Source organism: Desulfuromonas acetoxidans DSM 684 (assembly GCF_000167355.1).
GTDB lineage: Bacteria > Desulfobacterota > Desulfuromonadia > Desulfuromonadales > Desulfuromonadaceae > Desulfuromonas > Desulfuromonas acetoxidans.
Genome location: NZ_AAEW02000008.1, coordinates 74723 through 98475 on the forward strand (window position 1 = coordinate 74723; position 23753 = coordinate 98475).

General features: G+C 60.3%; 21 protein-coding genes. All 21 read right to left on the minus strand.

Going from position 1 to position 23753, the window contains the following annotated elements; genetic code table 11:
• Positions 1-347: 347 nt before the first annotated feature.
• Positions 348-1763, minus strand: coding sequence for a cobyrinic acid a,c-diamide synthase CobB (locus DACE_RS08185; protein WP_006000186.1), 1416 nt, complete (start codon positions 1761-1763; stop codon positions 348-350).
• Entirely contained in the window at positions 1760-3103 is a 1344-nt protein-coding gene (gene cobA / locus DACE_RS18695; RefSeq protein WP_006000188.1) for a uroporphyrinogen-III C-methyltransferase, read from the minus strand. The genes DACE_RS08185 and cobA overlap by 4 nt, the downstream gene beginning before the upstream one ends.
• The gene (gene cobK, locus DACE_RS08195) at positions 3100-3912 is read right to left on the minus strand and encodes a precorrin-6A reductase (RefSeq protein WP_006000190.1); all 813 of its coding nucleotides are present in this window, start codon (positions 3910-3912) and stop codon (positions 3100-3102) included. The genes cobA and cobK overlap by 4 nt, the downstream gene beginning before the upstream one ends.
• Positions 3913-3915: 3 nt before the next feature.
• Positions 3916-4716, minus strand: a complete 801-nt coding sequence (cobJ, locus tag DACE_RS08200) for a precorrin-3B C(17)-methyltransferase (protein ID WP_420196333.1) — start codon at positions 4714-4716, stop codon at positions 3916-3918.
• A complete protein-coding gene (locus DACE_RS08205) occupies positions 4641-5420 on the minus strand; it encodes a cobalamin biosynthesis protein (protein WP_006000193.1) in 780 nt (259 codons plus the stop codon). The genes cobJ and DACE_RS08205 overlap by 76 nt, the downstream gene beginning before the upstream one ends.
• Complete coding sequence (cobM, locus tag DACE_RS08210; RefSeq protein WP_006000195.1) at positions 5417-6202, minus strand: precorrin-4 C(11)-methyltransferase; 786 nt, start codon at positions 6200-6202, stop codon at positions 5417-5419. Before cobM ends, DACE_RS08205 begins: the two co-directional genes overlap by 4 nt.
• Before the next feature lie 963 nt (positions 6203-7165).
• On the minus strand, positions 7166-7291 hold the full coding sequence (locus DACE_RS18825) for a hypothetical protein (protein ID WP_272940868.1): 126 nt from the start codon (positions 7289-7291) through the stop codon (positions 7166-7168).
• A gap of 5 nt (positions 7292-7296) precedes the next feature.
• Entirely contained in the window at positions 7297-8034 is a 738-nt protein-coding gene (gene cobI, locus DACE_RS08220) for a precorrin-2 C(20)-methyltransferase (protein ID WP_006000199.1), read from the minus strand.
• Positions 8031-8663, minus strand: coding sequence for a precorrin-6y C5,15-methyltransferase (decarboxylating) subunit CbiE (gene cbiE / locus DACE_RS08225; RefSeq protein ID WP_006000201.1), 633 nt, complete (start codon positions 8661-8663; stop codon positions 8031-8033). The genes cobI (DACE_RS08220) and cbiE overlap by 4 nt, the downstream gene beginning before the upstream one ends.
• The gene (cbiD, locus tag DACE_RS08230; RefSeq protein ID WP_006000203.1) at positions 8660-9745 is read right to left on the minus strand and encodes a cobalt-precorrin-5B (C(1))-methyltransferase CbiD; all 1086 of its coding nucleotides are present in this window, start codon (positions 9743-9745) and stop codon (positions 8660-8662) included. Before cbiD ends, cbiE begins: the two co-directional genes overlap by 4 nt.
• Positions 9742-10500, minus strand: a complete 759-nt coding sequence (gene cobI / locus DACE_RS08235) for a precorrin-2 C(20)-methyltransferase (protein WP_006000205.1) — start codon at positions 10498-10500, stop codon at positions 9742-9744. Before cobI (DACE_RS08235) ends, cbiD begins: the two co-directional genes overlap by 4 nt.
• Positions 10501-10894: 394 nt before the next feature.
• Positions 10895-12091 (minus strand): hypothetical protein, encoded by a 1197-nt coding sequence (locus DACE_RS08240; RefSeq protein ID WP_006000207.1) that lies wholly within the window; start codon positions 12089-12091, stop codon positions 10895-10897.
• Positions 12092-12892: a sirohydrochlorin cobaltochelatase gene (locus tag DACE_RS08245; protein ID WP_040366626.1), complete on the minus strand. Its 801-nt coding sequence runs from the start codon at positions 12890-12892 to the stop codon at positions 12092-12094.
• 246 nt (positions 12893-13138) lie between these two features.
• Positions 13139-13276, minus strand: a complete 138-nt coding sequence (locus DACE_RS18145) for a hypothetical protein (RefSeq protein ID WP_155809046.1) — start codon at positions 13274-13276, stop codon at positions 13139-13141.
• 445 nt (positions 13277-13721) lie between these two features.
• Positions 13722-14878 (minus strand): IS3-like element ISDac1 family transposase gene (locus tag DACE_RS17870; protein ID WP_155808926.1). Its coding sequence is split into 2 segments (ribosomal slippage): positions 13722-14629 and positions 14629-14878, totalling 1158 coding nucleotides; the frame shifts between segments, so codons are not numbered across the junction.
• 379 nt (positions 14879-15257) lie between these two features.
• Positions 15258-15950 carry a precorrin-8X methylmutase gene (locus tag DACE_RS08260; protein ID WP_006000210.1) on the minus strand — a complete coding sequence of 231 codons (693 nt, stop codon included), beginning with the start codon at positions 15948-15950 and terminating at the stop codon, positions 15258-15260.
• Positions 15947-16906, minus strand: coding sequence for an adenosylcobinamide-phosphate synthase CbiB (gene cbiB, locus DACE_RS08265; protein ID WP_198912572.1), 960 nt, complete (start codon positions 16904-16906; stop codon positions 15947-15949). Before cbiB ends, DACE_RS08260 begins: the two co-directional genes overlap by 4 nt.
• 11 nt (positions 16907-16917) lie before the next feature.
• Positions 16918-19515: a cobyric acid synthase gene (locus DACE_RS08270; RefSeq protein ID WP_006000214.1), complete on the minus strand. Its 2598-nt coding sequence runs from the start codon at positions 19513-19515 to the stop codon at positions 16918-16920.
• Positions 19512-20270, minus strand: a complete 759-nt coding sequence (gene cobS, locus DACE_RS08275; protein WP_006000216.1) for an adenosylcobinamide-GDP ribazoletransferase — start codon at positions 20268-20270, stop codon at positions 19512-19514. Before cobS ends, DACE_RS08270 begins: the two co-directional genes overlap by 4 nt.
• Before the next feature lie 1064 nt (positions 20271-21334).
• Positions 21335-22642, minus strand: a complete 1308-nt coding sequence (thiC, locus tag DACE_RS08280) for a phosphomethylpyrimidine synthase ThiC (RefSeq protein ID WP_006000218.1) — start codon at positions 22640-22642, stop codon at positions 21335-21337.
• Positions 22639-23751: a nicotinate-nucleotide--dimethylbenzimidazole phosphoribosyltransferase gene (cobT, locus tag DACE_RS08285; protein ID WP_006000220.1), complete on the minus strand. Its 1113-nt coding sequence runs from the start codon at positions 23749-23751 to the stop codon at positions 22639-22641. Before cobT ends, thiC begins: the two co-directional genes overlap by 4 nt.
• Between the last annotated feature and the right edge of the window lie 2 nt (positions 23752-23753).

Consider the following 23753-nt stretch of genomic DNA (forward strand, 5'->3'; position numbering starts at 1 on the left):
TTGCAACACAGAGATGAAATTGTTCAAAGCTTTGTGTGATGAGGCAAGATGTAAATGAACTTAAACTAGGGACACTCCCCGGTTTTTCTTGGCCTGCCCGGTTTGCGGGGCCTTAATGTGGTCTTCAATGTCTCTTCCATTTTATCGATAAACCCCTCAGAACCGAACGGACGACCTGTCCGGGTTGCGCTGCGCAAGCTGTCTTCAGCTTTGTCGTCACTTTGTAGGACAAAATCGGCATAGGCAGACCTGTCCTTGCCGTCAAGCCAAGAGGGTAAATGTAAAAGATCATCATGGGCAGAGGTGAGATGCGCGCTGGCGCTATAGGAGTTCCGGGGACAGTATATTCATCTTTGCATTTTATGTTCTGAAGTCGACACTACCTCTTGCAACACCGAGAGAAATCTATCTAATGCATTTGGTGACGAAGTCAGATGCAAATGGATATAGCTCGTTAAAACTTGCATTGAGGAATACCCTTCATCGTGTAACGACCCGTCACGATTAGCACGTGCCTGATAAGCAGCTTCCCAGACCGGATTATTCAACGGATAATTACACAATTCCGAATAATGAAACTCATGCCCACGTAGTTGCGCACCCGTAGCACCAAACAACGTAGACTGCTGCAAAGTCACTTCCATATACCCAAGACGCTTACGACGTGAGCACATTCGGGTCCAACTTGGCAGGATGCCGACATACGGCCAGCTTTTCTCTTCTTTCAGTAACCCCTGACTGAGATACATCAATCCACCGCACTCGGCATACACGGGGCGGTCACTGTTGCAGAACTCCCGGATACTGTTGAGCATGGTGTGATTGCTCGATAGTTGCTCAGCGTGTTCTTCCGGGTAGCCGCCGCCGAGGTAGAGGCCGTTGCAGCCGGCGGGCAGTTCCTTGTCTTCCAATGGCGAGAAAAACACTAACTGCACGCCACGTTGCTCCAGAGCGTCGAACAGGTCCTGATAGTAAAACTGAAAGGCGGCATCGCGGGCAATAGCCAGACGCACAGTGCCGTTTGCGATAACTTTGATCGGGGGCGCGGGCGGTATTGGTGGCAGTGATGGCGCATTGCGTGCCTGTTGCAGCAGGTGGTCGAGGTTGAGGTGCTGCTCCGCGGCACCGGCGAGTTGCTGGATGAGGGCAGCGTTCCATGAGGTTTCCGTGGCGGAGACCAGACCGAGGTGGCGGCTGGGCAGAGCCGGTAGGGCGTTGCGCGGTACGGCACCGAGTAGCGGTGGCAGGTTGGCGGCCTGCAATGCTTGAGTGAGCAGGGTGGCGTGGGAGTCGGAGCCGCAGAAGTTGGCGATCACTCCGGCCAGGGTGATGGCGGGCTCAAAGCTGGCGTAGCCGTGGACCAGGGCGGCAAGGCTGCGGGCCATGCCGTGGCTGTTGACCACCAGGGCCACGGGAGCCTGGAGCCAGTCGGCGATCTGGGCGGTGCTGCCGTCGAGGCTGGCCGGGCTGCTGCCGTCGTAAAGGCCCATCACTCCTTCAATGATGGCGATGTCGGCATCGGCGCTGCGCTCGGCAAACAGGCGGGTGACGTAGTCGCGGCCGCACATCCAGCCGTCGAGGTTGTAGCACGGGCGGCCCGACACCCGGCTGAGGTGGCCGGGGTCGAGGTAGTCCGGCCCGACCTTGAAGGTCTGCACGGTGAGGCCGCGTTGACGCAGGGCCGCAACCAGCGCCAAGGTCAGGGACGATTTGCCGACGCCGCTGTGGCTGCCGGCGATCACCAGCCGTGGACAGCCGGTCAAAACTCCACCCCCTTGCGTGCCGGAATGCCCTGCTCAAAGGCGTGCTTGACGGGCTGAATTTCGCTGACCGTATCGGCCAGATCGATGAGGGCGGGCACGGCGTGACGGCCGGTGAGCACCAGGGTAAGCGGGGCCGGGGCGCGGCGCAGCAGATCGACCACCTTGTGTTCGTCGAGCAGACCCCGTGCCACGGTGCCGCACAGTTCGTCGAGGATGATCAGGTCGTGGTTGCCGCTGAAGATGGCGGCTTCGGCGCGGGCCAGCCCCTGCTCGGCGGCTTCACGGTGGGCGGCGTACAGGGGATGATCCGGCTTGGGCACGAAGCCGAGGCCGCATTGCTCGACGGGCACGCCGAGCCGTTCCAGCGCGGCCAGTTCGCCGACATCGGGGTCGTTCTTCATGAACTGGAGGATGTGCACACGCTGGCCGTGGCCGACGGCGCGCAACGCCATGCCGAAGGCCGCAGTGGACTTGCCCTTGCCGTTGCCGGTAAAGATGAGAATATTGGTGCGCGCGGTGTCATCCTGCGGCGTGGTGTCGGCCGCTTTGGAGGGGGACTCCGCTGATGTTGCTTCCGTCGTCAGGCTGCTCTGGAACCAGTCCAACCGCTCATGCAGTGTCACCACGTCACCAATCAGGATCACCGCCGGGCTGGTGACGCCCTGTTGGGCGACCTGTTGCGGTGCATCGGCCAGGGTGGCGATGAGGGTGCGTTGCTGCGGGGTGGAGGCATGGCTGACCACGGCCACCGGCGTGTCTTCTGCGCGGCCGTGGCGGATCAGCTCGTCGCAGATGGTGGCGATGTTGGTCAAGCCCATGTAAAACACCAGGGTGCCGTGACCGCGACCCAGAGCGGGCCAGTCGATATCGCGCTGCGGGTCTTTGCGGGTGTTGAGATGACCGGTGACCAGGGTGACGCTGGTGGTGAAGTCGCGATGGGTCAGGGGGATGCCCGCGTAGGCTCCGGCGGCGAACCCGGCGGTGACGCCCGGCACCACTTCAAACGGAATGCCCGCCTCGGCCAGGGTGTCGATCTCCTCGCCGCCACGGCCGAACACAAACGGATCGCCGCCCTTGAGGCGCACCACCACTTTGTCCTCACGCGCTTTCTCGACCAGTAACGCATTGATCTGCTCCTGGGGCAGGGCGTGATGGCCCATGTTTTTGCCGACGTAGATCTGTTCCGCTGCCGGGGACACATCGCCCAACAGGGCTGGATTGCACAGCCGGTCGTAAAGCACCACGTCGGCGCGTTGCAGGCAGCGTTTGCCTTTGACCGTGATCAGGCCGCTGTCGCCGGGACCGGCACCCACCAGATAAACCTGCGTTGTTTTATTCACTTCAATTCTCCTGTTTTTAAGACCGCTGGGATCGGCGGGCAGCACTGCTGGAGTGCCGCGATCAGCCGGTCCATGTCGTCAAAAGTATTGTCCGTTGTTTCGTCGGGCCGTTGCACCACGATCACCCGGCACTGTTCCTGGCGGGCGGCTGCGAGCTTTTCCGCCACGCCACCGGCACGGCCGCTGTCCTTGGTGACCAGCACACCGATGTGGTAATGGCGGATCAGGGCACGGTTCTGTTCGAGGCTGAACGGGCCGCGCCCGAAGATGCGCCCCTGCTCGGCTAACCCAGCCTGCTCACAGGCGGCCACGGCCTCGGGATGATTGAGCATGCGGGCATAGAGTGCGATGCCGTTGTGCTGGGCCGCCGCCACATAGGGGCCGAGATGGCGCGAGCCGGTGGTGAGTAGCACCGGCCGCCCAGCGGCGCAGGCCAGCTGTGCCGCTTCGTCATGATCGCGGGCCGTCACCACTGCGCCGGACGCTTCCACCAAGGCCTGACGCTGGTAGCGCAGGTAGGGGCGCTGGCTGTGCGTGGCCGCATCCCGTGCCGCCTGATGCACGTCGCGGGCATAGGGGTGGGTGGCGTCGATGACCGCCGCCATGCGGTCGTATTCGATCAGCGCGGCAAGCTGGTCGCGGTCCAAACGACCACAGCGGCGGCAGATGGCCGGATGATCACCGACAGCGAGATCGGCATCCGTGGCTGTCGACACCAGCACCTGATAGCCTACCGTGGCCAGTTTGACGGCCAGGGGCGCGGTTTCACTGGTGCCGCCGAGCAGCAGTATGTGGGGTGCGTCATTCATCCGTTATTCCTGTTCGCGATCTTTTTTCTCATAGTAGCCGCGCGGCGTCACCATGCGGCCATCCATCACGCAGGTGGTGGAGTTGCCGATGATCACCACCGAGCGCATGCCCACCTCCTGCTCCAGCAGATGGTCAAGGTCGGTGAGCACCACCTGCTGATCGGCGCTGCCCACGGCTGTGGCAATGCCGACCGGCGTGGTGCCGGGACGCTGGGCGCGGAAAATGCGCGTTGCCTCTTCGAGCTGCATCACCCGCTTTTTGCTGCGCGGGTTGTACAGCGACACCACCAGATCGGCGGCGGCCACGGCTTCGAGGCGGGTGACGATCATCTCCCACGGCACCAGCAGGTCGCTGAGGCTGATGGTGGCGCTGTCGAGCATCAGCGGTGCGCCGAGCAGGGCTGCCGCCGAGTTGGCTGCGGTCACACCGGGAATCACCTCCATGGCAATGTGGTCGCCATCGGCCGCCGCCATCTCCATGGCCAGCCCGGCCATGCCGTACATCCCGGCATCGCCCGACGAGATCAGCGCCACCCGTTTGCCTGAGCGGGCTGCATCGAGGGCGGCGCGGCAACGCTCAGACTCTTTCATCATCCCTGAGGTGATCACCTGCTGATTCGTGATCAGGTCGGCAATGCTGTCCACATAAGGGCCGTAGCCAACGATCACCTCGCTGGCGCAAATGGCCTCGGTGGCGCGGGCGGTGCGGTCGACGATGCTGCCGGGGCCTAAGCCAATGAGGGACAGTTTTCCCGGGCAATGGCGATGGTGATGCCGTTGAAGGCTGTTTTCTGAAGTAGTAATGACGTCCTCCGTCCTGCAAGTAGGGCCGCGGGTTCACTCACCGCGGGCAGTTGTACGTGACTGGCGACAAACTCCGAATGGCCGAACGGCCGCGTGCTGTGGCGGATCAGGTCAGAGTCGATCACCCGAAGCGGGATGTTGAGTTGCGCTGCTGCCTCCAGCAGCCCGGCCTCCTCGGCCTTGACATCGGCGGTGGCGAGAAAGCGCACCCGCTCCAGCGGCAGATCCAGCCCGGCTAGGGCCGTGGTAATGGCATTGATAATATCTGCGGCGCTTTTGCCCTTGCGGCAACCGATGCCGACGATGAGATCCTTGACCGCCTCGGTGGTGGTGGAGATCACCGGTTCCGCGCCGGTGACATTCGCCACGGCAATGGCCAGATCATTGGCGCCGCCCTCATGGCCGCTGAGCACGCTCATGGCGTGGCGCGCGCCGACATCAAGGCACACCACGGCCGGATCGCGCAGTTTGCTGTCGACCAGCGGGGCAATAGCGCGCACCACCACGCCGCATGGTGCCACATACACCAGGCCTTCGTAGCGGCTGAAAATCTCACCGGTCAGGGCGACAACCCGCTCAAACGGCGTCACGCCGGGCGGGGCGGCAATGGCCTGATGCAGGTACTGATCCACGGCCATGTGGGCGGCAATGCGCTGCATCACCTTGAGACCTTGCGGTGAAAAGGTGATCACGGCCGTGGTCATGACTCGGCTCCGTCGCTGGTTTCAGCACTGCCATCGGCGCTACGATAGCCGTGGCTGAAGTGGCGGTGATACAGTTTCGACACCGGAATGTCACGGGATAAGGCCGGGCCGACAATGATCATGGCCGTCTTGGTGATGCCCGCCTCCGTCACCTTGGGCGCGATATCCGTCAAGGTGCCCTCGACGATCATTTCATCCGGCCAACTGGCGCGAAAGATCACGCCGATAGGGCAGTCCGCGCCGTAATAGGGGATCAGCTCATCCGCCACCGTGGCCAGCTTGTGCACCGACAGAAACAGGCACAGGGTCGATTCGGTGCGTGCCAGCTCGGCCAGCTCCTGCTTGGCGGGCATGGGCGTGCGCCCCGAGGTGCGGCTGAGGATGATGGTTTGGGCGATCTCCGGCGCTGTCAGTTCAGTCTTGAGCGCGGCGGCCGCAGCCTGGAAGGAGCTGACGCCGGGCACCACCTCGTAGTCGATACCGAGGCGGTCGAGGACGTTCATTTGTTCACGGATAGCACCGTAAATGGCCGGGTCGCCGGTGTGCAGGCGGATGACGTCGGTATTTTGTTGTTGACCGCTGACGAACACCGCCTCAATCTGCTCCAGGGTCATGGATGCGGAGTCGTGCAGCGCGGCGTCCTTGGGGACCAGGCCGACCACTTCCGGGCTGACCAGGGATCCGGCATAAACGCAGATGCGGCACTGGCGCAGCAGGCGCTGGGCCTTGACGGTGAGCAGGTCCGGGTCGCCGGGACCGGCGCCGACGAAGATGACTTTCATGGGTTTCTCCTTGTTACGCAATTTCGTAGTAAACTCGGGACTGTCCCAAGCCTCATCTGGGGCTGTCCCAGATGTTTACAGGCCATGGAACGGTGGCGGTTTGCACCGCAAAAGCCTGGGACAGCCCCCGTGCGGGGACCGTCCCGGTTTTGCTGCTTTTTCCCTCTTAAGTTAGCCTTGTGATTAACGTTCCTCTGTGGTTCGTTTGTTTGAGCTTTTTGCTCCGGCGAACCTTTTCCGTTTTTATTGTTGGTGCCCACATGACGTGGGCTTCCGCGCCCGCACGTCGGGCCACTTTTGCGTCGACAAAAGTGGCGCAAAATCGACTCCCGTCATTGCGCCCTACGGGTTCCCTCTCTGCGTTCACTAACATCGCGATGTCGGCAAAACTCGCTGACGCTCAAACAGGTTGCCGACAATCATCGCGGTGACCGTTCTCTTTGTTCGGCGCTGCTGAACGGGAGGGCCTTGGTGCTAAATAACACGCTACTGTAGGGTGGGCACCGTCCCACCCGTTTGATCGGTGCCACGAAAAAAATAGAGTGAGCCGCAAGATCGTTATCAACGTTTTACGCCAAAGCTGATGAGTTGCACGATTCGCCGACCTAAAGGGCGGCGAGCCGAGTCTGTGAAGCATCACGGAAACCGACACAGTATAGGTTGATCCAGGTTCAGGAGAAGTTCAGCCGGTTTTTGCATCCTTTTGAGCGGCAAGTCAAAAGGATGTCGCCTGCCGGGGCGAATCCCGGCGATCTTGACCCTGGTTTTGCTCTTGCCCTTGCCCTTGATTCCTCTGTGGCCCGCGATATAGAACAAATTGCTTTGGCGAACCTCATCTGTTCTCATTGCTGGTGCCCACATGACGCGGGCTTCCGCGCCCGCACGTCGGGTCACTTTTGCGTCGACAAAAGTAACGCAAAATCGACTCCCGGGCTTCGCGCTCTCCGAGTTCCCTCACTCCAGTCACTTACGCCGTGATGTCGGCAAAACTCGCTGACGCTCAGACAGTTGCCGACGATCATCACGGCGACGTTCCTTGCGTTCGGCGCTGCAGTACGGGAGAGCTTTGGGTGCTGTGCGTTTAGCCACGGCGTTTAACTTTCCTCTTCACATTTGGGCGCCACCAAAATCACCGACAGATGCCCCGTATCCTCAGGCGCATCGCGCAATTGGTTCAGATCCAGTTCCATCCGCTGCTCAGGTAACCCGGCACGAGCAACGAACACGCTGCGCTCCAGAGCCTCACACTGATCGAGCAGTTCAATCAATTGCGCCAGACGACGACCAATTTTCATGATGGCCACACCGCTGCCCGAAGTGATCAACGTGCGCAGCTTTTCCAGATCATTGGCCGCCGGAATAATGGTCAGCGGCTGCTCCCCTTCACCGAGAGGGCAGCAAGTGAGCGCGGCAATCGCGCTGACGGCGCTGATGCCCGGCACCGTCTCAACCTGAGCCTGCGGGAACACCGCATACAAGGCGCGTAGCAGGTAGATGTAGGTCGAGTAGAGCAGCGCATCACCCAGCGTAACCAGGGCCACATCCTGCCCGGCCTGCAAGCGACCGGCGATCTCCAGCGCGGTCTCATGCCAGTGCTGCTGGCGTGTGGCGGCGTGATCGGCCAGGGAAAAGGTCACCGGCACGATGGCGCAATCCGCCGCCGCATGGCTGGCGGCAATGTCGGCGACATAGGTTTGACGACTGAGGCGCGAGGTCGGCACGTAGATGGCGTCGCACCGGTTCAGCACGCGCACCGCTTTGAGGGTGAGCAGTTCCGGGTCACCGGGGCCGACACCGACGCCGTAAAACGTTCCCTGTTGCGGCTGGGTCATAGCGTCACCTCCTGATGCAGCAGCATAATGATGGTGCGCGACGCCAAGCTGGCCTCACGCAATGCCGTGGCATCACATTGTTGAATTTTCTCTTCGGCCAGGGTGAGGTTTTCGCACACCACGGCCCGGTAGTCTGTGCCCAACTGATCCAGCAGATCAGCGGCCCACTCGGTGGCAGCCCGAGTACCGGCGAGGATGGCGATTTTGTGCCAGTGACGCAGCTCGTCAACGGTGGTTTCGGGCGCGCGGCCATGGGCGCTGATGATGCGTAGATCGTTCCAGTCGATGCCCAACCGGGCGCAGGCAACCTGCACCGAGCTGATGCCGGGGATCACTTGGCAGTGCTCGCGGCCGAAATGCTGCTGAACGCGGCGCGCCAAGCTGAACAGGCCGCTGTCGCCGGACACCAGCACCACCATCTGTTGGTCGCGGTGTTTTTCCATCTCCACGAGCACCGCCGGGATATCGGCCCCAACGGTCAGGCGCGTGGCTTTGACCTCTGGGAACAGCTCCAGCAGATGGCGTGCTCCGATCAGTACGTCGGCATCAGTCACGGCATTGCGAACCGCCGCAGTCAGATAGTCGCCATGGCCGGGGCCGCAACCGGCGATGATAATAGGCGGTGTCATAGGCTCTCCTCCTCAAGATGGCGCAGCCAAGGCTGCAAGTCTCCGGCGCTGCCGAGAATCTCGCCTCTGAGGTTGATCAACACCACCTGTGGCAGCCAGGAGGCGGGGAATGTCTCGGCGGTGTTGCGTTGAATCGCTGCGGCGAGGCGATCCGCCACCCGGCGACGCTGCGGCGCGGTCAGGCACTCCATGAAGACTCCTTCAACGGTGGTGGTGTCAGCCAAGGAGTGATGTACCACCTGATGGGCCAGATCAGCGACAAAGGGCACGGCACTGTCGGACTGGCCGGAGTGGGTGTTCCACTGACCCATGGCCAGCTTGGCCAGCTTGCCGGGGTGCCCGAGCATCAGCAGCGCTGTAAACGGGTGCGCTTGCGCCTGTTCGAGCATGTAGCCCCACTCGTTACTCACCTCCACCACCTGTTGTGTCTTGAGATGGAACGCACGCAGGGCAGCGTTGCGCCCCATGTTGCCCGGCACAAACACCGGGGCGGTGGTGTCGCTGGCAACACAGATGTCGAGGGCGCACTTGAGCGATTGCTGCAGGGCCGGGGCGCTGAACGGGCGAACTCGGCCGCTGGTGCCGATGATGGAGATGCCACCTTCAATACCGAGTTTTGGGTTGAAGGTTTTTGCCGCCAGCTCTTCGCCGCCGTCCACGGCCACAGTGACCATGACACCGTGATCAGTGACCTCGCGAATGGCCGCCGTGATCATGGTGCGCGGCACCGGGTTGATGGCGGCTTCACCGACAGCCAGAGCCAAGCCGGGCACGGTGACGGTGCCGACGCCGTGTCCGGCGCGGAACATCACGTTATGGTCGTCGAGTCGCGTCAGGCGTACGCGAATCCGTGCGCCGTGGGTGACATCGGGATCGTCACCAGCATCCTTGATGATGCTGGCCTCGGCGGTGTCGTTGCTTTGCTCCAGCGAAGCCACGGGCCACATCAGACGACTGCCGTCGGGCAACGGGATTTCCACCTGTTCTACCCGCTCATGGCGAAACAGCAACAAGGCTGCGGCCTTGGCCGCCAACGCCGCACAACTGCCGGTGGTGATGCCACCCTTCAGCTCGGCGCTCATGACGCGGCGTTCTCCTGCCAGCCGCGTTGGCCGATTTTGACGATCAGGGTGGTCATGTAGCTCAAAGGCGTCATGGTCCATTGGCTCAGGTCGTCGACCAGCAGTTCGTGATCACCCTGTTCGCCGCAGCTTACCAGCCGTGCTTGGCTGAGCAGGTTGCGTTGGCGCAACAATTCCATCAGGCTGTCAATACAGCCGCCTGCTTTGTACAACACCAGGGTTTCGCAGTGGTCAAGGGCTTGGGCCACGGCGTCAAGGTTGGTGGCCGACATCAGGGTCAGGCGGTCCTCCTGCAGGGTCAGCACTTCGCCAAAGCGACTGGCCGAGGTCTGGAAGGCGCTGATGCCCGGCACCACGTGCAGGTGGTCGGCGGGCATCTGATCGGCCAGGGCCTGCAACAGGTAGGAGCTGGTGGCAAAGATCAACGGATCGCCGAGGGTCACCTGGACCACGGATTGCCCGTGTGCGCAGCGTTGCACCACGTCGTCGGCCAGCTGTTGCCAGCGCTGGCGGGTTCTCTGGTCGTTGCGCTCCATGGGGTAGTTGAGAACGATGATCTCCTGATTGCTGAGGAACGGGCGCACGGCTTCGAGGGCGAGGCTTTTGGTGGCGGTTCTGGCCTGGGGCGACAGGATGACATCGCATTGTTCGACCAGGCGTGCGGCGCGCAGGGTGAGCAGGTCTGGGGAACCGGGGCCGATGCCGACGGCGTAGAAGTGGCCGGGTTGTGGGTTTGTTGCGGTGAACTTTGTCATGCGTTTTCCTTTATGATTACAACTAGTTGTTGTTTAGCACTTAAGCTCTTTGCCAGCGCAAATGGTTCCAAACTGCAAACCATAAAAAGCAAGGTCGCCGGGACTCGCCCCGGCAGGCGACATCCTTTTGACTTGCCGCTCAAAAGGATGCAAAAGCCGGCTTGAACTTCTCCTGAACCTGGACCCACCTACACTGAGTCTGTTTCCGATGTGCTACACAGTTTCGGCTCGCCGCCCTTTAGGTCGACGAATCGTGCAACGCATCATTTTTGGCGTAAAACGTTGATAACACTCTCTCGTCTTTCTTTATCTCTGGTGTGGTACCGATTAAACGGGCGGGACGGTGCCCGCCCTACAGTCGTGTGTTATTTAGCATCCACGCCCTTCCGTTCATCTAACTCCAAAAACTCATCAACCCCAACGTACACACCAACAAAAACATCATCCGCAACACCTGCGCACTTACCGCCATAATCAAACCAGGCCGCGGCCCGAGAATTGCCACATAGGTCGGCAGAGCATGGCGCAGTGTGCGCAGCGGTGCCGTGACCATGGAACCGAACAGGATGATGATTACCGCCTGCTGGGTGGTGATGGCACCAGAGTCGATGAAGTTGGCCGCGGCAATGGCGCCGTTGTAGAGGCTCAGCGCCTGCGCTGGAATCACCACCAGCGACTGCACCGGCAGAAAATCAAAGGTGAACAACCCCGGCATTTCCTGCGCCAGCCAGGCGAACGCGCCGTAATATTCCAGCCCGGCCATCACCACAAAGGTCGGGATCAGGTAGACGATCAACCGGGTCAGGGTGAAGCGCGAACGCTTCCACACCGTCGCCCAGAACGTGCCTCGTTTGCGGTGGCGCGGCTGATACGCGTCCGTCTCATCCACGACACGCACCTCGTGTTGCTCGCCGATGCCCAGACGCAGCACGATCAGGCGACTGACCAGCAGGGTCACGACGATCTGGGCGATAATGGCCACCACGCGTACGCCGAACAGGGCGGCAGTGGCTTCCCAGCCGAACGCCAGACCGATGGGCACGATAAAGGTGGGCAAGTGGGCAAACAACGACAGCGCCGACACCACGTAGATGGACGTGTACAACTCGCGGTTGCTGATCTGGCCGGTGTCGCGATGCGACGCCAGCATGCTGTTGGCCACGGCCCCGGACTGAAACGCCATGAGAAACGCCGGTCCGGCCTCGCGCGATAAACGACCGAGGCCGGTGAGCGGCAGAGTCAGCACCGACAGCCAACGCACGCAGCCCGACACCTCCAGAGCCTGACCGATGAGCACACCGATGATGATGTAGGCCAGCAACTCAGCCAGCATCACCCCTTTGCGTGGCCAATAGGGCAGGTGACGTTTCCAGCGGGTGTAGGCCGACGATGTGGGGCGTTTCTTACGTTCGGCGGCCAGGGTTTTTCCGGTCTGACCTTCCGGTGTTGCACGGCGACTCTTTTCGACCTGGGCCGATGGTGTGGTCGCTGTGGCAACGATCGCGCTGTGCTGCGACGGCGTTGCGGCCAACGTGTTGGCCGCGCACGTCAGCAGTGCGGCGCTGATCAGGATCAGAACAAGCTGTCTCACTTAACGAGTTTCTCCGGTCAGTTCGGCCAGGGCGCGGTCGAGGTGATCAAAGTAGATCGCCAGAATGGCCGGATTCCAGCCGAGGGAGCGGCTGCAACTGGTCAACGGAGCCTGAATGATGTTTTTCCAGCTGTCCTCTTCGTCGCCGAGCACGTCGTTCATGATGTGATCGCCGGCAACGATCATCAGCGGCACAAAGTGCACCTGCGCAGGCTGGCGGGCTTTGACGGTTTCCAGGCTGGAAATTCCAGGCGTTCCCTCGACACTGGCCACGGTCAGCTTGGGATAGCGCGCTTCGATGGCAGTGGCGAATTTTTCCAGTTGCACGTTGAATTCAGGATGGTGGTCGTTGCCGTGGGCAACCACAATGGTGTCTTGGTTGGCGTTGATCTCTGGGGCCAGGGCGGCGATGGTTGCTTCAATGTCGGCATTGCTGGTCATCAAGGCATCGCCGAATGCCACCTGCAGGCCTTCGGTGTCGGCTTTGAGGATGGAATGATGCTCCTGACCGGGAACCACGTGCAGGCTCTGGAATGCGATTTTGTCGACACCGCGTGCGCGCAGGTCGGCGACCACTTCGGCGACTGTGTGGGTGGTGATGCCGCGTTGTTTGAGTTTGTTGATGATGATCTGTGAGGTGAATGCCCACTGGATGTCGTCGTCGGGGTAGCGCTGGTGGGCCTGGGTGTCGATGAAGTCGAAGACTTTGCGGGCTTCGTCGACGGAGGTGCCGAAGGCGACTAGGACGATGGCTGGGCGTTCAGTGGAGCTGGATGGTGTGTTGGCGAATGTGGTGGACATGGTGCCTCCTATGAGTAGAACTATTGTTAATACGAGCAGTTGGATGCGCATTTTGTTTCTCCTTTTGTTTTTTGGCTTCAGGGTCGAGAGCTTAAGGTCCAGGTCGCCGGGACTCGCCCCGGCAGGCGACATCCTTTTGACTTGCCGCTCAAAAGGATGCAAAAACCGGCTGAACTTCTCCTGAACCTGGACCAACCTGCACTGAGTCTGTTTCCGTTTTGCTACACGGATTCGGCTCGCCGCCCTTTAGGTCGGCGAATCGTGCAACTCATCAGCACTGGCGTAAAACGTTGATAACACTCTTTCGTCTTTCTTTATCTCTGGTGTGGCACCGACTAAACGGGTGGGGCGGTGCCCACCCTGCAGTAGCGTGTTATTTAGCACCTCAGTCCTCCCGTACAGCAGCGCCGAACCCAAGCTCGCAAAGAGAGGGAACCCGTAGGGCGCATTGGGGTTGTTATTGATCAGATGAACGAGAGCTGTTGCTTGAGATTTTTTGCGTCAGCAAGGCAGAGGAAGAAGCCATAGTAATTCTATGGCGACAACCGATAACGCCGCTGACGTGAAAAAGATCTGCAACAACTCCGTGAACTCTGATTGATGACTACCCCTTGGGAGTCGATTTTGCGCCACTTTTGTCGACGCAAAAGTGGCCCGACGTGCGGGCGCGGAAGCCCGCGTCACGTGCGTACCAACTATGCGAACGGTTGCTCTCTGCCAGCGCAAATGGTTCCAAAATGCGAACCACGAAAAACCAAGATCAAGGTCGCCGGGAGTCGCCCCGGCAGGCGACATCCTTTTGACTGGCCGCTCAAAAGGATTGTAGTGGTCAACTATTTTTGGACACAGATATAAGTTCTTTTTCCGCTACAGCCGGAGCCATTCCTTTATTTCTTTGATGAGGTCTGCTCCAGTTGTAATAGTTCATAAAATAGTGCTCGATGTCGAGCTGTGCTTCTGCAAACGTTTGATAGCCACCTTTTGGCATCCATTCGCTTTTGTAACTGCGAAACAAACGCTCCATTGGTGCATTATCCCAGCAATTTCCTCGCCGACTCATGCTCTGTTTCATCTGATAGCATCGAAGCTGGAGACAGAACAAATCACTGCCATATTGTTGTCCCTGGTCTGTGTGAACCAAAACCCCAGTTGGCTTTTTCCTTGTCCGATAAGCGTTTTTGACAGCGTTAACTGCAAGTTGTGCGTCACAGTTTTCTGATAAGCTCAACCCAACAACACGCCGAGTGTAAAGATCTAATACCGCAGCGACATAAATCCACCGTTTTCCAACTCGAACATAGGTAATATCACTACACCATGTCTGGTTTTTCCTCTTCGCATCAAAATCCCGATTCAACAGGTTCGGAATCTTTGGATGTTCTACTTTGGCAACTCTGTACAAACGTGGTTTAGGTTGTTTACTGAATAAGCTCGCCTCACGCATCAGACGACGTACTTTGAAACGTCCTATGGTGATGCCTTCACTGCGTAACATGTTGGTAAGACTGCGGCTTCCAGCTGAATAACGACTTTTATTGAACAACTCCTTGATCCGAATACGTAACTTGATGCGTTCAGTATCTGGATGAGCTCGACGATTCAAATAGGCATAGTAGCTAGAACGCGAAACATCAAAAAGACGGCAAAGGACACAAACGCAGTCATGCTCTCTCAATGTACTGATCAACTCAAACGAAGCTTGTCTTCCGACATTAAGAGAGCGGTAGCCTTTTTTAGGATTTGCTTCTCTTTCTCCAGACGACGAATATGGGCTTCGAGTTCCTGGATACGCTTTTTGTCCTCTGTAAGGGCTGGAGTTTCCGGTGTCGTCCCAGCTCGTTCCTGTTTGAGCTGCTTTACCCAACGACGCATGGCCGTTTCTCCAACATCCATAACTCGGGCAGCATCTGGGACACTGTATCCCTGATCCAAAACAAGGCTGGCACATTCAACCTTGAATTCATTTGTGAATATTTTTCTTCCCATAGTCCTTAGACCCCTTTCTCGTTTAGGTGGATGTTACCACCTTTGTGGGTGTCCAAGTTTAGTAGACCACTACAGATGCAAAAACCGGCTTGAACTTCTCCTGAACCTGGACCCACCTACACTGAGTCTGTTTCCGATGTGCTACACGGATTCGGCTCGCCGCCCTTTAGGTCGGCGAATCGTGCAACTCATCATTTTTGGCGTAAAACGTTGATAACACTCTCTCGCCTTTCTTTATCTCTGGTGTGGCACCGATTTAACGGGCGGGACGGTGCCCGCCCTTCGGTTGTCTGTTATTTAGCAACTAATCCCTTCCGTTCAGCAGCACCGAGCGCAGTGAATGTCACCGCGATGAACCCCGCTAAAGCAACTGACCTGATCAATCCCCCACCAACCCACACAACGCATGCAAACAAGCCACCGCCAACGGACTCCCACCCCGCCGCCCATCAATGACAATGTAGGGCACGCCAGTGGTCTGCAACTCCTCCTTGCTCTCCAACACATGCACAAATCCCACGGGCATACCGATCACCAGCGCCGGGCGCAGTCCCTGTTCGAGGATCAGACGGTTGATCTCCAGCAGCGCCACCGGGGCATTGCCGATGAGGATGATGCTGCCGTCGAGCTGGGCGGCGGCCTTGCGCACGGCGAACAGCGAGCGTGGTAGTCCGCTGTCTTTGGCCTGCACGGCGACATCAGTGTCGGCGACGTGACACAGGATGCTGTCGCGCTGATAGCCGGGATGGATCTGTTGCAGCCGCGCCACGGACAGGCCGGAGCGGATCATGTTGCTGTCGGCGTAAATGGTCGCCCCGCGTTGCAGGGCTGCGGCGCAGGAACTGAACGCGTCGTCACTGAACCTGATCTGTTCGGCGAGGCTGAAATCGGCGGTGGTGTGAATCAGGCGGCGTACCACCTGCCACTGCGCGTTCGTAAAACCGCTACGATCCGCCTCGGCGTCGATGGCGGCAAACGAGCGGCGTTCGATCTCCGCGCCGCTGACCGGCTGGTCATAGAGATCGTAGATCAACGGTCGCGTGGGTGGTGTCGGGTCTTGAGTTGATGTCATGGGGTAAAACTCCCGTTAAAAAAGGCGATAAAAGCACTGCGGCTGATTAAACCGCCCACGGTAATCAGGGCGGTGGTCCAGAACATCAGACGCAACCCCGCACCGATATGCTGCGCGGTCAAGGTTTGGTCGGCGTCGCCCAGATAAGGGCGAAATGACGGTTGGCCAAAATAACGGTTTTCGCCGCCGAGGCGCACATGCAGCGCTCCGGCTACGGCCGCCTCGATCTGACCGCCGTTGGGGCTGGGGTGGTTGTGGCGGTCACGGAGCAGGATGCGCCAGGCGTTGTGGCCATCACGTCCGGCCAGCACTGCCGCCGGAATGGTCAGCAATGCGGTGAGCCGAGCCGGGATGAAATTGGCGGCATCGTCGAGACGCGCGGCAGCACGACCAAAATGGAGGTAGCGCTCGGTTTTGTAGCCGAAGGTGGAATCGAGGGTGTTGATGGCCTTGTAGGTCATGGCTGCCACCGGTCCGCCGACCACGGCGAACAGCAGCGGTGCGGTGACGCCGTCCACGGTGTTTTCCGCCACACTTTCGACGGTGGCACGGCTGATTTCCGCCTCGTTCAACTGTTCGGTATCGCGTCCCACCAGGCGCGCCAGTTGGGCGCGGGCCGTGGTCAGATCGCCCTGTTGCAATGGGAGCTGCACGGCGCGGGCATGATCGCTGAGGCTGCGTGTCGCCAAGGTGGTGTAGAGGACGAGGATGGAAACCAGGTCGCCAAGGCGCGGGTGGATTGCTGCCGCGCCATACACCACAGCAGCGCTGAGCAGGGCGGTGCCGCCGACCATGACCATGACGGCGACCAGCCCGGCGCGAAAGCCGTCATCCAGCCGGCGGCGCAGCGGAGCTTCCACGGCCAGGGCAGCGTGACCGATGGCCTGCACCGGGTGGGGCAACCAGCGGGGATCACCACACAGGGCGTCGAGGGCCAGGGCGGCCAACAGATGCATCCACAGTGGTATCACAGGCCGATCCTCCGATACAGGGCGTCCATGTCGAGGGCGTCGCGCACCGTGTCAGCGAGGCGGTCAAAGGCCGGTTCCAGATCGTAACAGGCACGGATGCGACCATCGCACGGCCAGCCGCGCCGCTGTCGCAGGCGGTCGATGAACCAGCGGCGGAACGGATCGGCATCGAACAGACCGTGCAAATAAGTGCCCCATACCCGGCCGTCGCGCATGGCCCCACCGATCAGCTCCCCGGCGGCGTTGTAGGCCAGCGGTTGCAGACCGTCAGCGGTCGTATGACCGTGGTGGATCTCGTAGCCGACCAATTCATGGCCTGAAGGGAGATGCTGGCAGCGGGTTTGCAGCGTGGTTTTGTCCGGCTCCAGGCAGGTATCGAGGGGCAGCAGACCGAGGCCCGCCAGAGGCTCCTTGCTGCCTTCGATGGCATGGGGATCGCGCAGGGTGGTGCCGAGCATCTGGAAGCCGCCGCAGATGCCGACGATCTCGCAGCGCTCGTCATCGGCCAGTTGCAAAAGCCTGTTTGCCAGGCCGCTGTGGCGCAGATGGATCAGATCGGCAGCGACATTCTTGCTGCCGGGCAGGATCACCGCGTCCGGGCGGCCCAACTGGTCGGCGTGGCGCACCACGCGCACCCGCACATCCGGCTCAATGGTCAGGGCATCAATGTCGGTAAAGTTGGAGATATGTGGCAGGTCGATGATCGCGATGTCGAGGCCGTCTTCCGTTATTGCATCCGCTGCGGTATGGAGCGTGCCCTGCTTGAACGACACCGAGTCCTCTTCGGGCAGACCGAGGCGATCGAGATAGGGGACCACACCGAGCACCGGTTTGCCGCTATGGCGCAGGGTGGCGTCGAGGGCGCTGCCGAGCAGGGTGACATCACCGCGAAAACGGTTGATGACGAACCCGGCTACCTGATGGCGCTCCGCTTCGTTGAGCAGTTCCATGGTGCCGACGAACGAGGCGAACACGCCGCCGCGGTCGATATCGCCCACCAGCAGGACTGGGGCGTCGGCGTAACGGGCCATGTTCATGTTGACGATGTCACCGGATTTGAGGTTGATTTCGGCCGGGCTGCCCGCGCCTTCGAGTACCATCACCTGATGCTCGGCGGCCAGGCTGTCGTAGCTGCGTTTGACCTGTTCGAAGATGTCGCGCTTTTGTTCGGCATAGGCGCGAAAATGCAGTGAGCCGACTGCCTTGCCGAGGACAATGATCTGCGAGCCGGTGTCGCTGTTGGGCTTGAGCAGCACCGGGTTCATGCGCACGTCCGGGTCGAGGCGACAGGCCTGGGCCTGCATCACCTGGGCGCGGCCCATCTCGCCGCCGTCGCGGGTGACGAAGGAGTTGAGCGACATGTTCTGTGCTTTGAACGGTGCCACATCAAAGCCGTCCTGATAGAGGATGCGGCACAGGGCAGCGGTAAGGACACTCTTGCCGGCATTGGAGCCGGTGCCCTGGAACATGATGGCCGGAGTCTTGCGACGTTGCGGCGTGGCCCGGCGCGGGGCGAGCAGGCCGGTCAGCACCTGTTCGAGCCGTTGCTGCTCTGCGGCTGGACGCACGGCCACGCGGAAGTAGCGGGTGTCGAGTCCGGCAAAGTTATCGCAGGCGCGTAGGGCGATGCCCTGCTGCAGGGCCTGCTCCGTCAGGTGCCCGGCAGTGAACCGGGGATGATCGAGACGGCAGAGCAGAAAGTTGGCGTTACCGGGGAACACGCTGACGCCCGGCAGTTGTGCCAACATCTCGGCCAGTGCCTGGCGTTGCTCGCGGACAAAGGCGCGGCTGCGTTGGCGGTAGTCGTCGTCGGCCAGGGCGGCTTGGCCCACCTCCTGTGCCAGGGTGTTGACACTCCACAACGGTTGCAGACGGCGACAACGCGCCATGAGCTCGGCATTGCCGAGGGCGATGCCGAGGCGCAATCCGGCGATGGCGTAGGTCTTGGTCAGCGATTGTAAAACGATGGCGTTGTCCGGTCGCTCATGGCCGAGACTGGCGGGCGCATCGCTGAGATCGAGGAACGATTCGTCGATGAGGAATGTTGTGTGGGGATGTCGTCGAACCAAGCCGCGTAGCTCTTCCTCGGCCAGTTGGCTTCCGGTGGGGTTATTGGGCTGGCCGAGGATCACCAGCGTGTCGGCGGCGCGACCTTCATCCAGACACGTTTCCAGGGTCTCCAACTCCAGTGCAAAGCCGTTGCTTTCGGTTAAGGCAATGGACTCGACGTTCATGCCGTGGAGGCGAGCGACTTCGTCATAATCGGCATAGCTCGGCACCGGCACCACCAACCGCGTTTTGGCCAGACCGCGGATCAGCAGATGGAGCAGTTCGCTGGCACCGTTGCCGATCAGCACCTGATCCGGGGTGGTGGTAAAGTGCTCGGCCACGGTCTGGGTCAGGGCGCTACAGTGTGGATCGGGGTAGTGAACCAGGTCGCTGATGTGGGCGCTGATCAGCGGGCGCAGCCATTCCGGCGGCCCCAGCGGGTTGAGATTGGCGGAAAAATCCACCAGCGTGTCCGTGCCGCTGCGTTGCCGCAATTGGCTGAGGTTGCCGCCGTGCTGGTGGCGGGGAGGCTGGTTCAACGTCATGACAACCCTCCATGGGGCAGTACCAGCACCGCCGCAATCAGCGTGACCAGTTCGGCCAACTCACAGGTCGCGCCAAGGGTGTCGCCGGTGAAACCGCCGATCTTGCCGCGGCAGTAACGGCCGAACAGCAGCGTGGCCAGCAGAACCAGGGCGGCGATGATCAAACCGCGTCCCTGCAGCATCATCAGGGCGGTTACCAGCAACAGCGAAACGGCCAGCCAGGCGTGACGTGGCTCGGCTTGCTGGTGGGACAGGGTGGCCAGTCCGCCGGGGCGGGCGTAGGGCAGACTGACCAGCGGCAATACCAGGGCGACGCGTCCGGCCAGAGGCGTGAGCAGGATCACCGGCCAGCGGGCCTCGCTGGCCAGCGAGGCGAGGGCGGCAAATTTAATCAGCAGCAATCCGGTCAGCGTTAGAGCGCCCATGGCGCCGACGCGGCTGTCTTTCATGATGGTGAGCATGGTGTCGCGGTCGCGCGAGCTCATAAAGGCGTCGGCACTGTCGGCCACGCCGTCGATATGCAGCCCGCCGCTAACGGCGATCAACGCGATCACCAGCAGCGCGCTGGACAGCAGGGTCCCCGGGATCGTGGCGCACAACAGGTGATCGAGAAGCGCCATGACCGCACCGATGAGCAGGCCGACCACGGCATACCAGTCGAGGCTGCGCGATAGCGCGGTTTTGTCGCCACACCAAGTGGGCGGGACACGCACGATGGTGAGGAAGCTGAGGGCGGAAAAAAATGGTTGCAGCATGTTGTTTCTTTCTATTGGGTGCGTTGGCAATGCGCCTATGCTGATTTTTGTTGTTTTCGTGACACCATTGTTTTTATTTTGCTTCCAAGCTCTCCCGTTCAGCAGCGCCGAACCCAAGCTCGCGAAGAGAGGGAACCCGTAGGGCGCATTGGGGTTGTTATTAATCAGATGAACGTGAGCTGTTGCACGAGATTTTTTGCGTCAGCAAGGCAGAGGGCGGAGCCATAGTGGTTCTATGGCGACAACCGATAACGCCGCTGACGTTAAAAAAGATCTGCAACAACTCCGTGAACTCTGATTGATGACTACCCCCTTGGGAGTCGATTTTGCGCCACTTTTGTCGACGCAAAAGTGGCCCGACGTGCGGGCGCGGAAGCCCGCGTCACGTGCGTACCAACTATGCGAACGGTTGCTCTCTGCCAGCGCAAATGGTTCCAAAATGCGAACCACGAAAAACCAAGATCAAAGTCGCCGGGATTCGCCCCGGCAGGCGACATCCTTTTGACTTGCCGCTCAAAAGGATGCAAAAACCGGCTTGAACTTCTCCTGAACCTGGATCAACCAACTCTGAGTCGGTTTCCGTTGTGCGTTTCAGATTCGGCTCGTCGACCTTTAGGTCGGCGAATCGTGCGCTTCATCATCTTTTCCGTAAAACGTTGATAACACTCTTTCGTCTTTCTTTATCTCAGGTGTGGCACCGATCTAACGGGTGGGACGGTGCCCACCCTTCAGCTGTGTGTTATTTAGCACTCAGCCCTCCCGTTCAGTAGCGCCGAACGAAGAGAACGGTCAGCGCGATGGTCGTCTGCAACATGTTTGAGCGTTAGCGAGTTTTGCCGACATCGCGGTGTGAGTGAACGCAGAGAGGGAACCCGTAGGGCGCAATGGTCGGGAGTCGTTTTTTCGTCCCTTTTGACGACGCAAAAGGGACCCGACGTGCGGGCGCGGAAGCCCGCGTCATGTGCGTACCAACAGTGCGAACGGATGCACTTCGCCAGTGCAAACAGTTCCGTTAGAGAAAAAACATCTTTCCTCAAATAGAACGCGAGTCCCTTCCTTATGCGTTAACATTTATCCCCTTGCAAATCCCCATCGAACAAGGTTTTGCTGCCATTCGCGGCACAGAAATTTCCGCACATGGTGCAGCTGTGCTCCTCTTCGGGAAGACGAGAATCACGCACCTGTCTGGCTTGCTCCGGCATCAGGGCCAGCTCGAACTGTTTGTCCCACTGCAGGTCACGACGCGCCTTGCTCATCGCCTTGTCACGCTGCCGCCCTTTGTCCGGATATTTGTTCATGTCGCCGATATAGGTGGCGACGCGAGCTGCTTCGACACCGCTGCGCACGTCGTCCTCGTTGGGCAAAGCCAGATGCTCGGCCGGGGTGATGTAGCAGATCAGGTCGGCGCCGTAGCGGGCGGATTGAGCCGCGCCGATGGCGGAGCTGATATGGTCGAAACCGGGCACTACGTCGGTGGAGATGGGGCCGAGCATGTAGTAAGGGGCTTCGTTGCTCATCCGCTTCTGGATGAGGATATTGGCTTCCACTTCGTCGAGGGGCATGTGGCCAGGGCCTTCCACCAGCATCTGGCAGCCCATCTCGCGGCCGAGCTGGGCCAGTTCGCAGTTGATGATCAGCTCCTGCATCTGGGCACGGTCGTGGCTGTCGTGGATGGCGCCGGCGCGCAGGCCGTTGCCGAGGGACAGGCAGACGTCGTATTTCTTGAGGATGGCTACCACCCGATCAAACTGCTCATAGAGAGGGTTTTCCCGGTTGTTGTGTTCCATCCATGACACCATACTGGTGCCGCCTTTGGAGACCAGACCGCCGTAGCGGTAATGCTGTTTGCGCAGCCGCTCAATGGTGTAGCGGTTGATGCCGCAGTGGATGGCCATGAACGCCAGGCCGTCTTCACACTGCTGCTCGATCAGGTCGAACAGTTCCTCCGGGTCAAGTTTGTCGGCGCTGCCGTATTTGCGCGTGGCATCGCAGAACGCCTGATACAAGGGCACGTTACCCACCGGCAGATTGACGGCGGCCAGCACCTCACGACGCACTCGGTCAAGGTTGCCACCGACGGACAGTTCCATCAGGGTATCGGCCCCGGCTTGTTCGGCGATGCGCGCCTTGCGCACCTCGGCCTGGTAGTTGACGATGTCGGAGGAGGTGCCGATGGACGCGTTGACCTTGGTACGCAGCCCTTTGCCGATGCCGACCGGTTTTGGTGTGCTGTTGCTGTTGTTGGGGATGACGATTTTGCCCTCGGCGACCATGGTGCGGATGTATTCGGGGCTCAGGTCTTCATCGTGGGCAACGGTGGCCATCTGCTCGGTAATAATGCCGTCAACGGCGTGTTCAACCTGTGTTTTCATGATGTGGCGTTTTCCTGACTCTGTGGTGTGGTGATGGTTGTGTCGGCTTGAGAGATTGCCGCCTCTTCAAAGGTGGCAATTTCGGTCAGTACGGCCACGGCGGCGTCGACCAGATTCATGGCCAGTGCCGCGCCGGTACCTTCGCCGAGGCGCAGACGCAGATCGAGAAGCGGAGCTTTGTCGAGATGATTAAGGGCAATGCGATGGCCCGGTTCGACGCTGCAGTGTCCGGCGATCATGTAGTCGCGGCAGGCCGGGGATAAACTGGCGGCGATCAGGGCTCCGGCGGTGGAGATAATGCCGTCGATCACCACCGGCTTGCGCAGGGCGGCGGCACCGAGGATCAGCCCGGCAATGGCACCGATCTCAAAGCCGCCGACTTTAGTCAACACATCGAGACCATCGTCGGCAGTGGGTTGGTTGATGGCCAAAGCGTTGTCGAGCACAGCAATTTTATTGTTGAGAGCTTCATCGTCGAGACCGGTGCCGCGACCGGTGGCAGTGGCGATGTCACAGCCGCACAGGCAGGCGATGATGGCGCTGGACGGGCTTGTGTTGCCGATGCCCATGTCGCCGGTGGCATAAATGTCTGTCGTCTCTGCGAGATAGTTCGCCACTTCGATACCGACTTCAAGACACTGGATGGCCTGGGCGCGGCTCATGGCGGGTCCTTGGGAAAAATCTGCGGTGCCTGGGGCGACTTTGCGGTTCCACAGCGCGTTGTGTTGGTACAGCTCGGTCAAATCCCCGGCAACTCCGGCGTCGACCACGGTGAGGCTGGCGTCTACCTGGCGAGCCAGGGCATTGATGCTGGCATTGCCGTTGAGAAAGTTGCGCACCATCTCGACGGTGACGGCCTGGGGGAATTTGCTGACTCCAGCGGCGACAATGCCGTGGTCACCGGCCATGACGGCAATGGCTTTGCGTTTTACGGATGGCGTCATGGTGCGGGTGATGGCGGCGAGGTCTTCAGCCACGTCCATCAACTGGCCGAGGGCTCCGTGGGGGATGGCCAACTGGTCGAGGCGGGCGCGGGCCTGTTGACGCATGGCGCTGTCGGCCGGGGTGATGGCCGTGAGCGTTTGGGTCAGTAACGTGTTCGGGGACATAA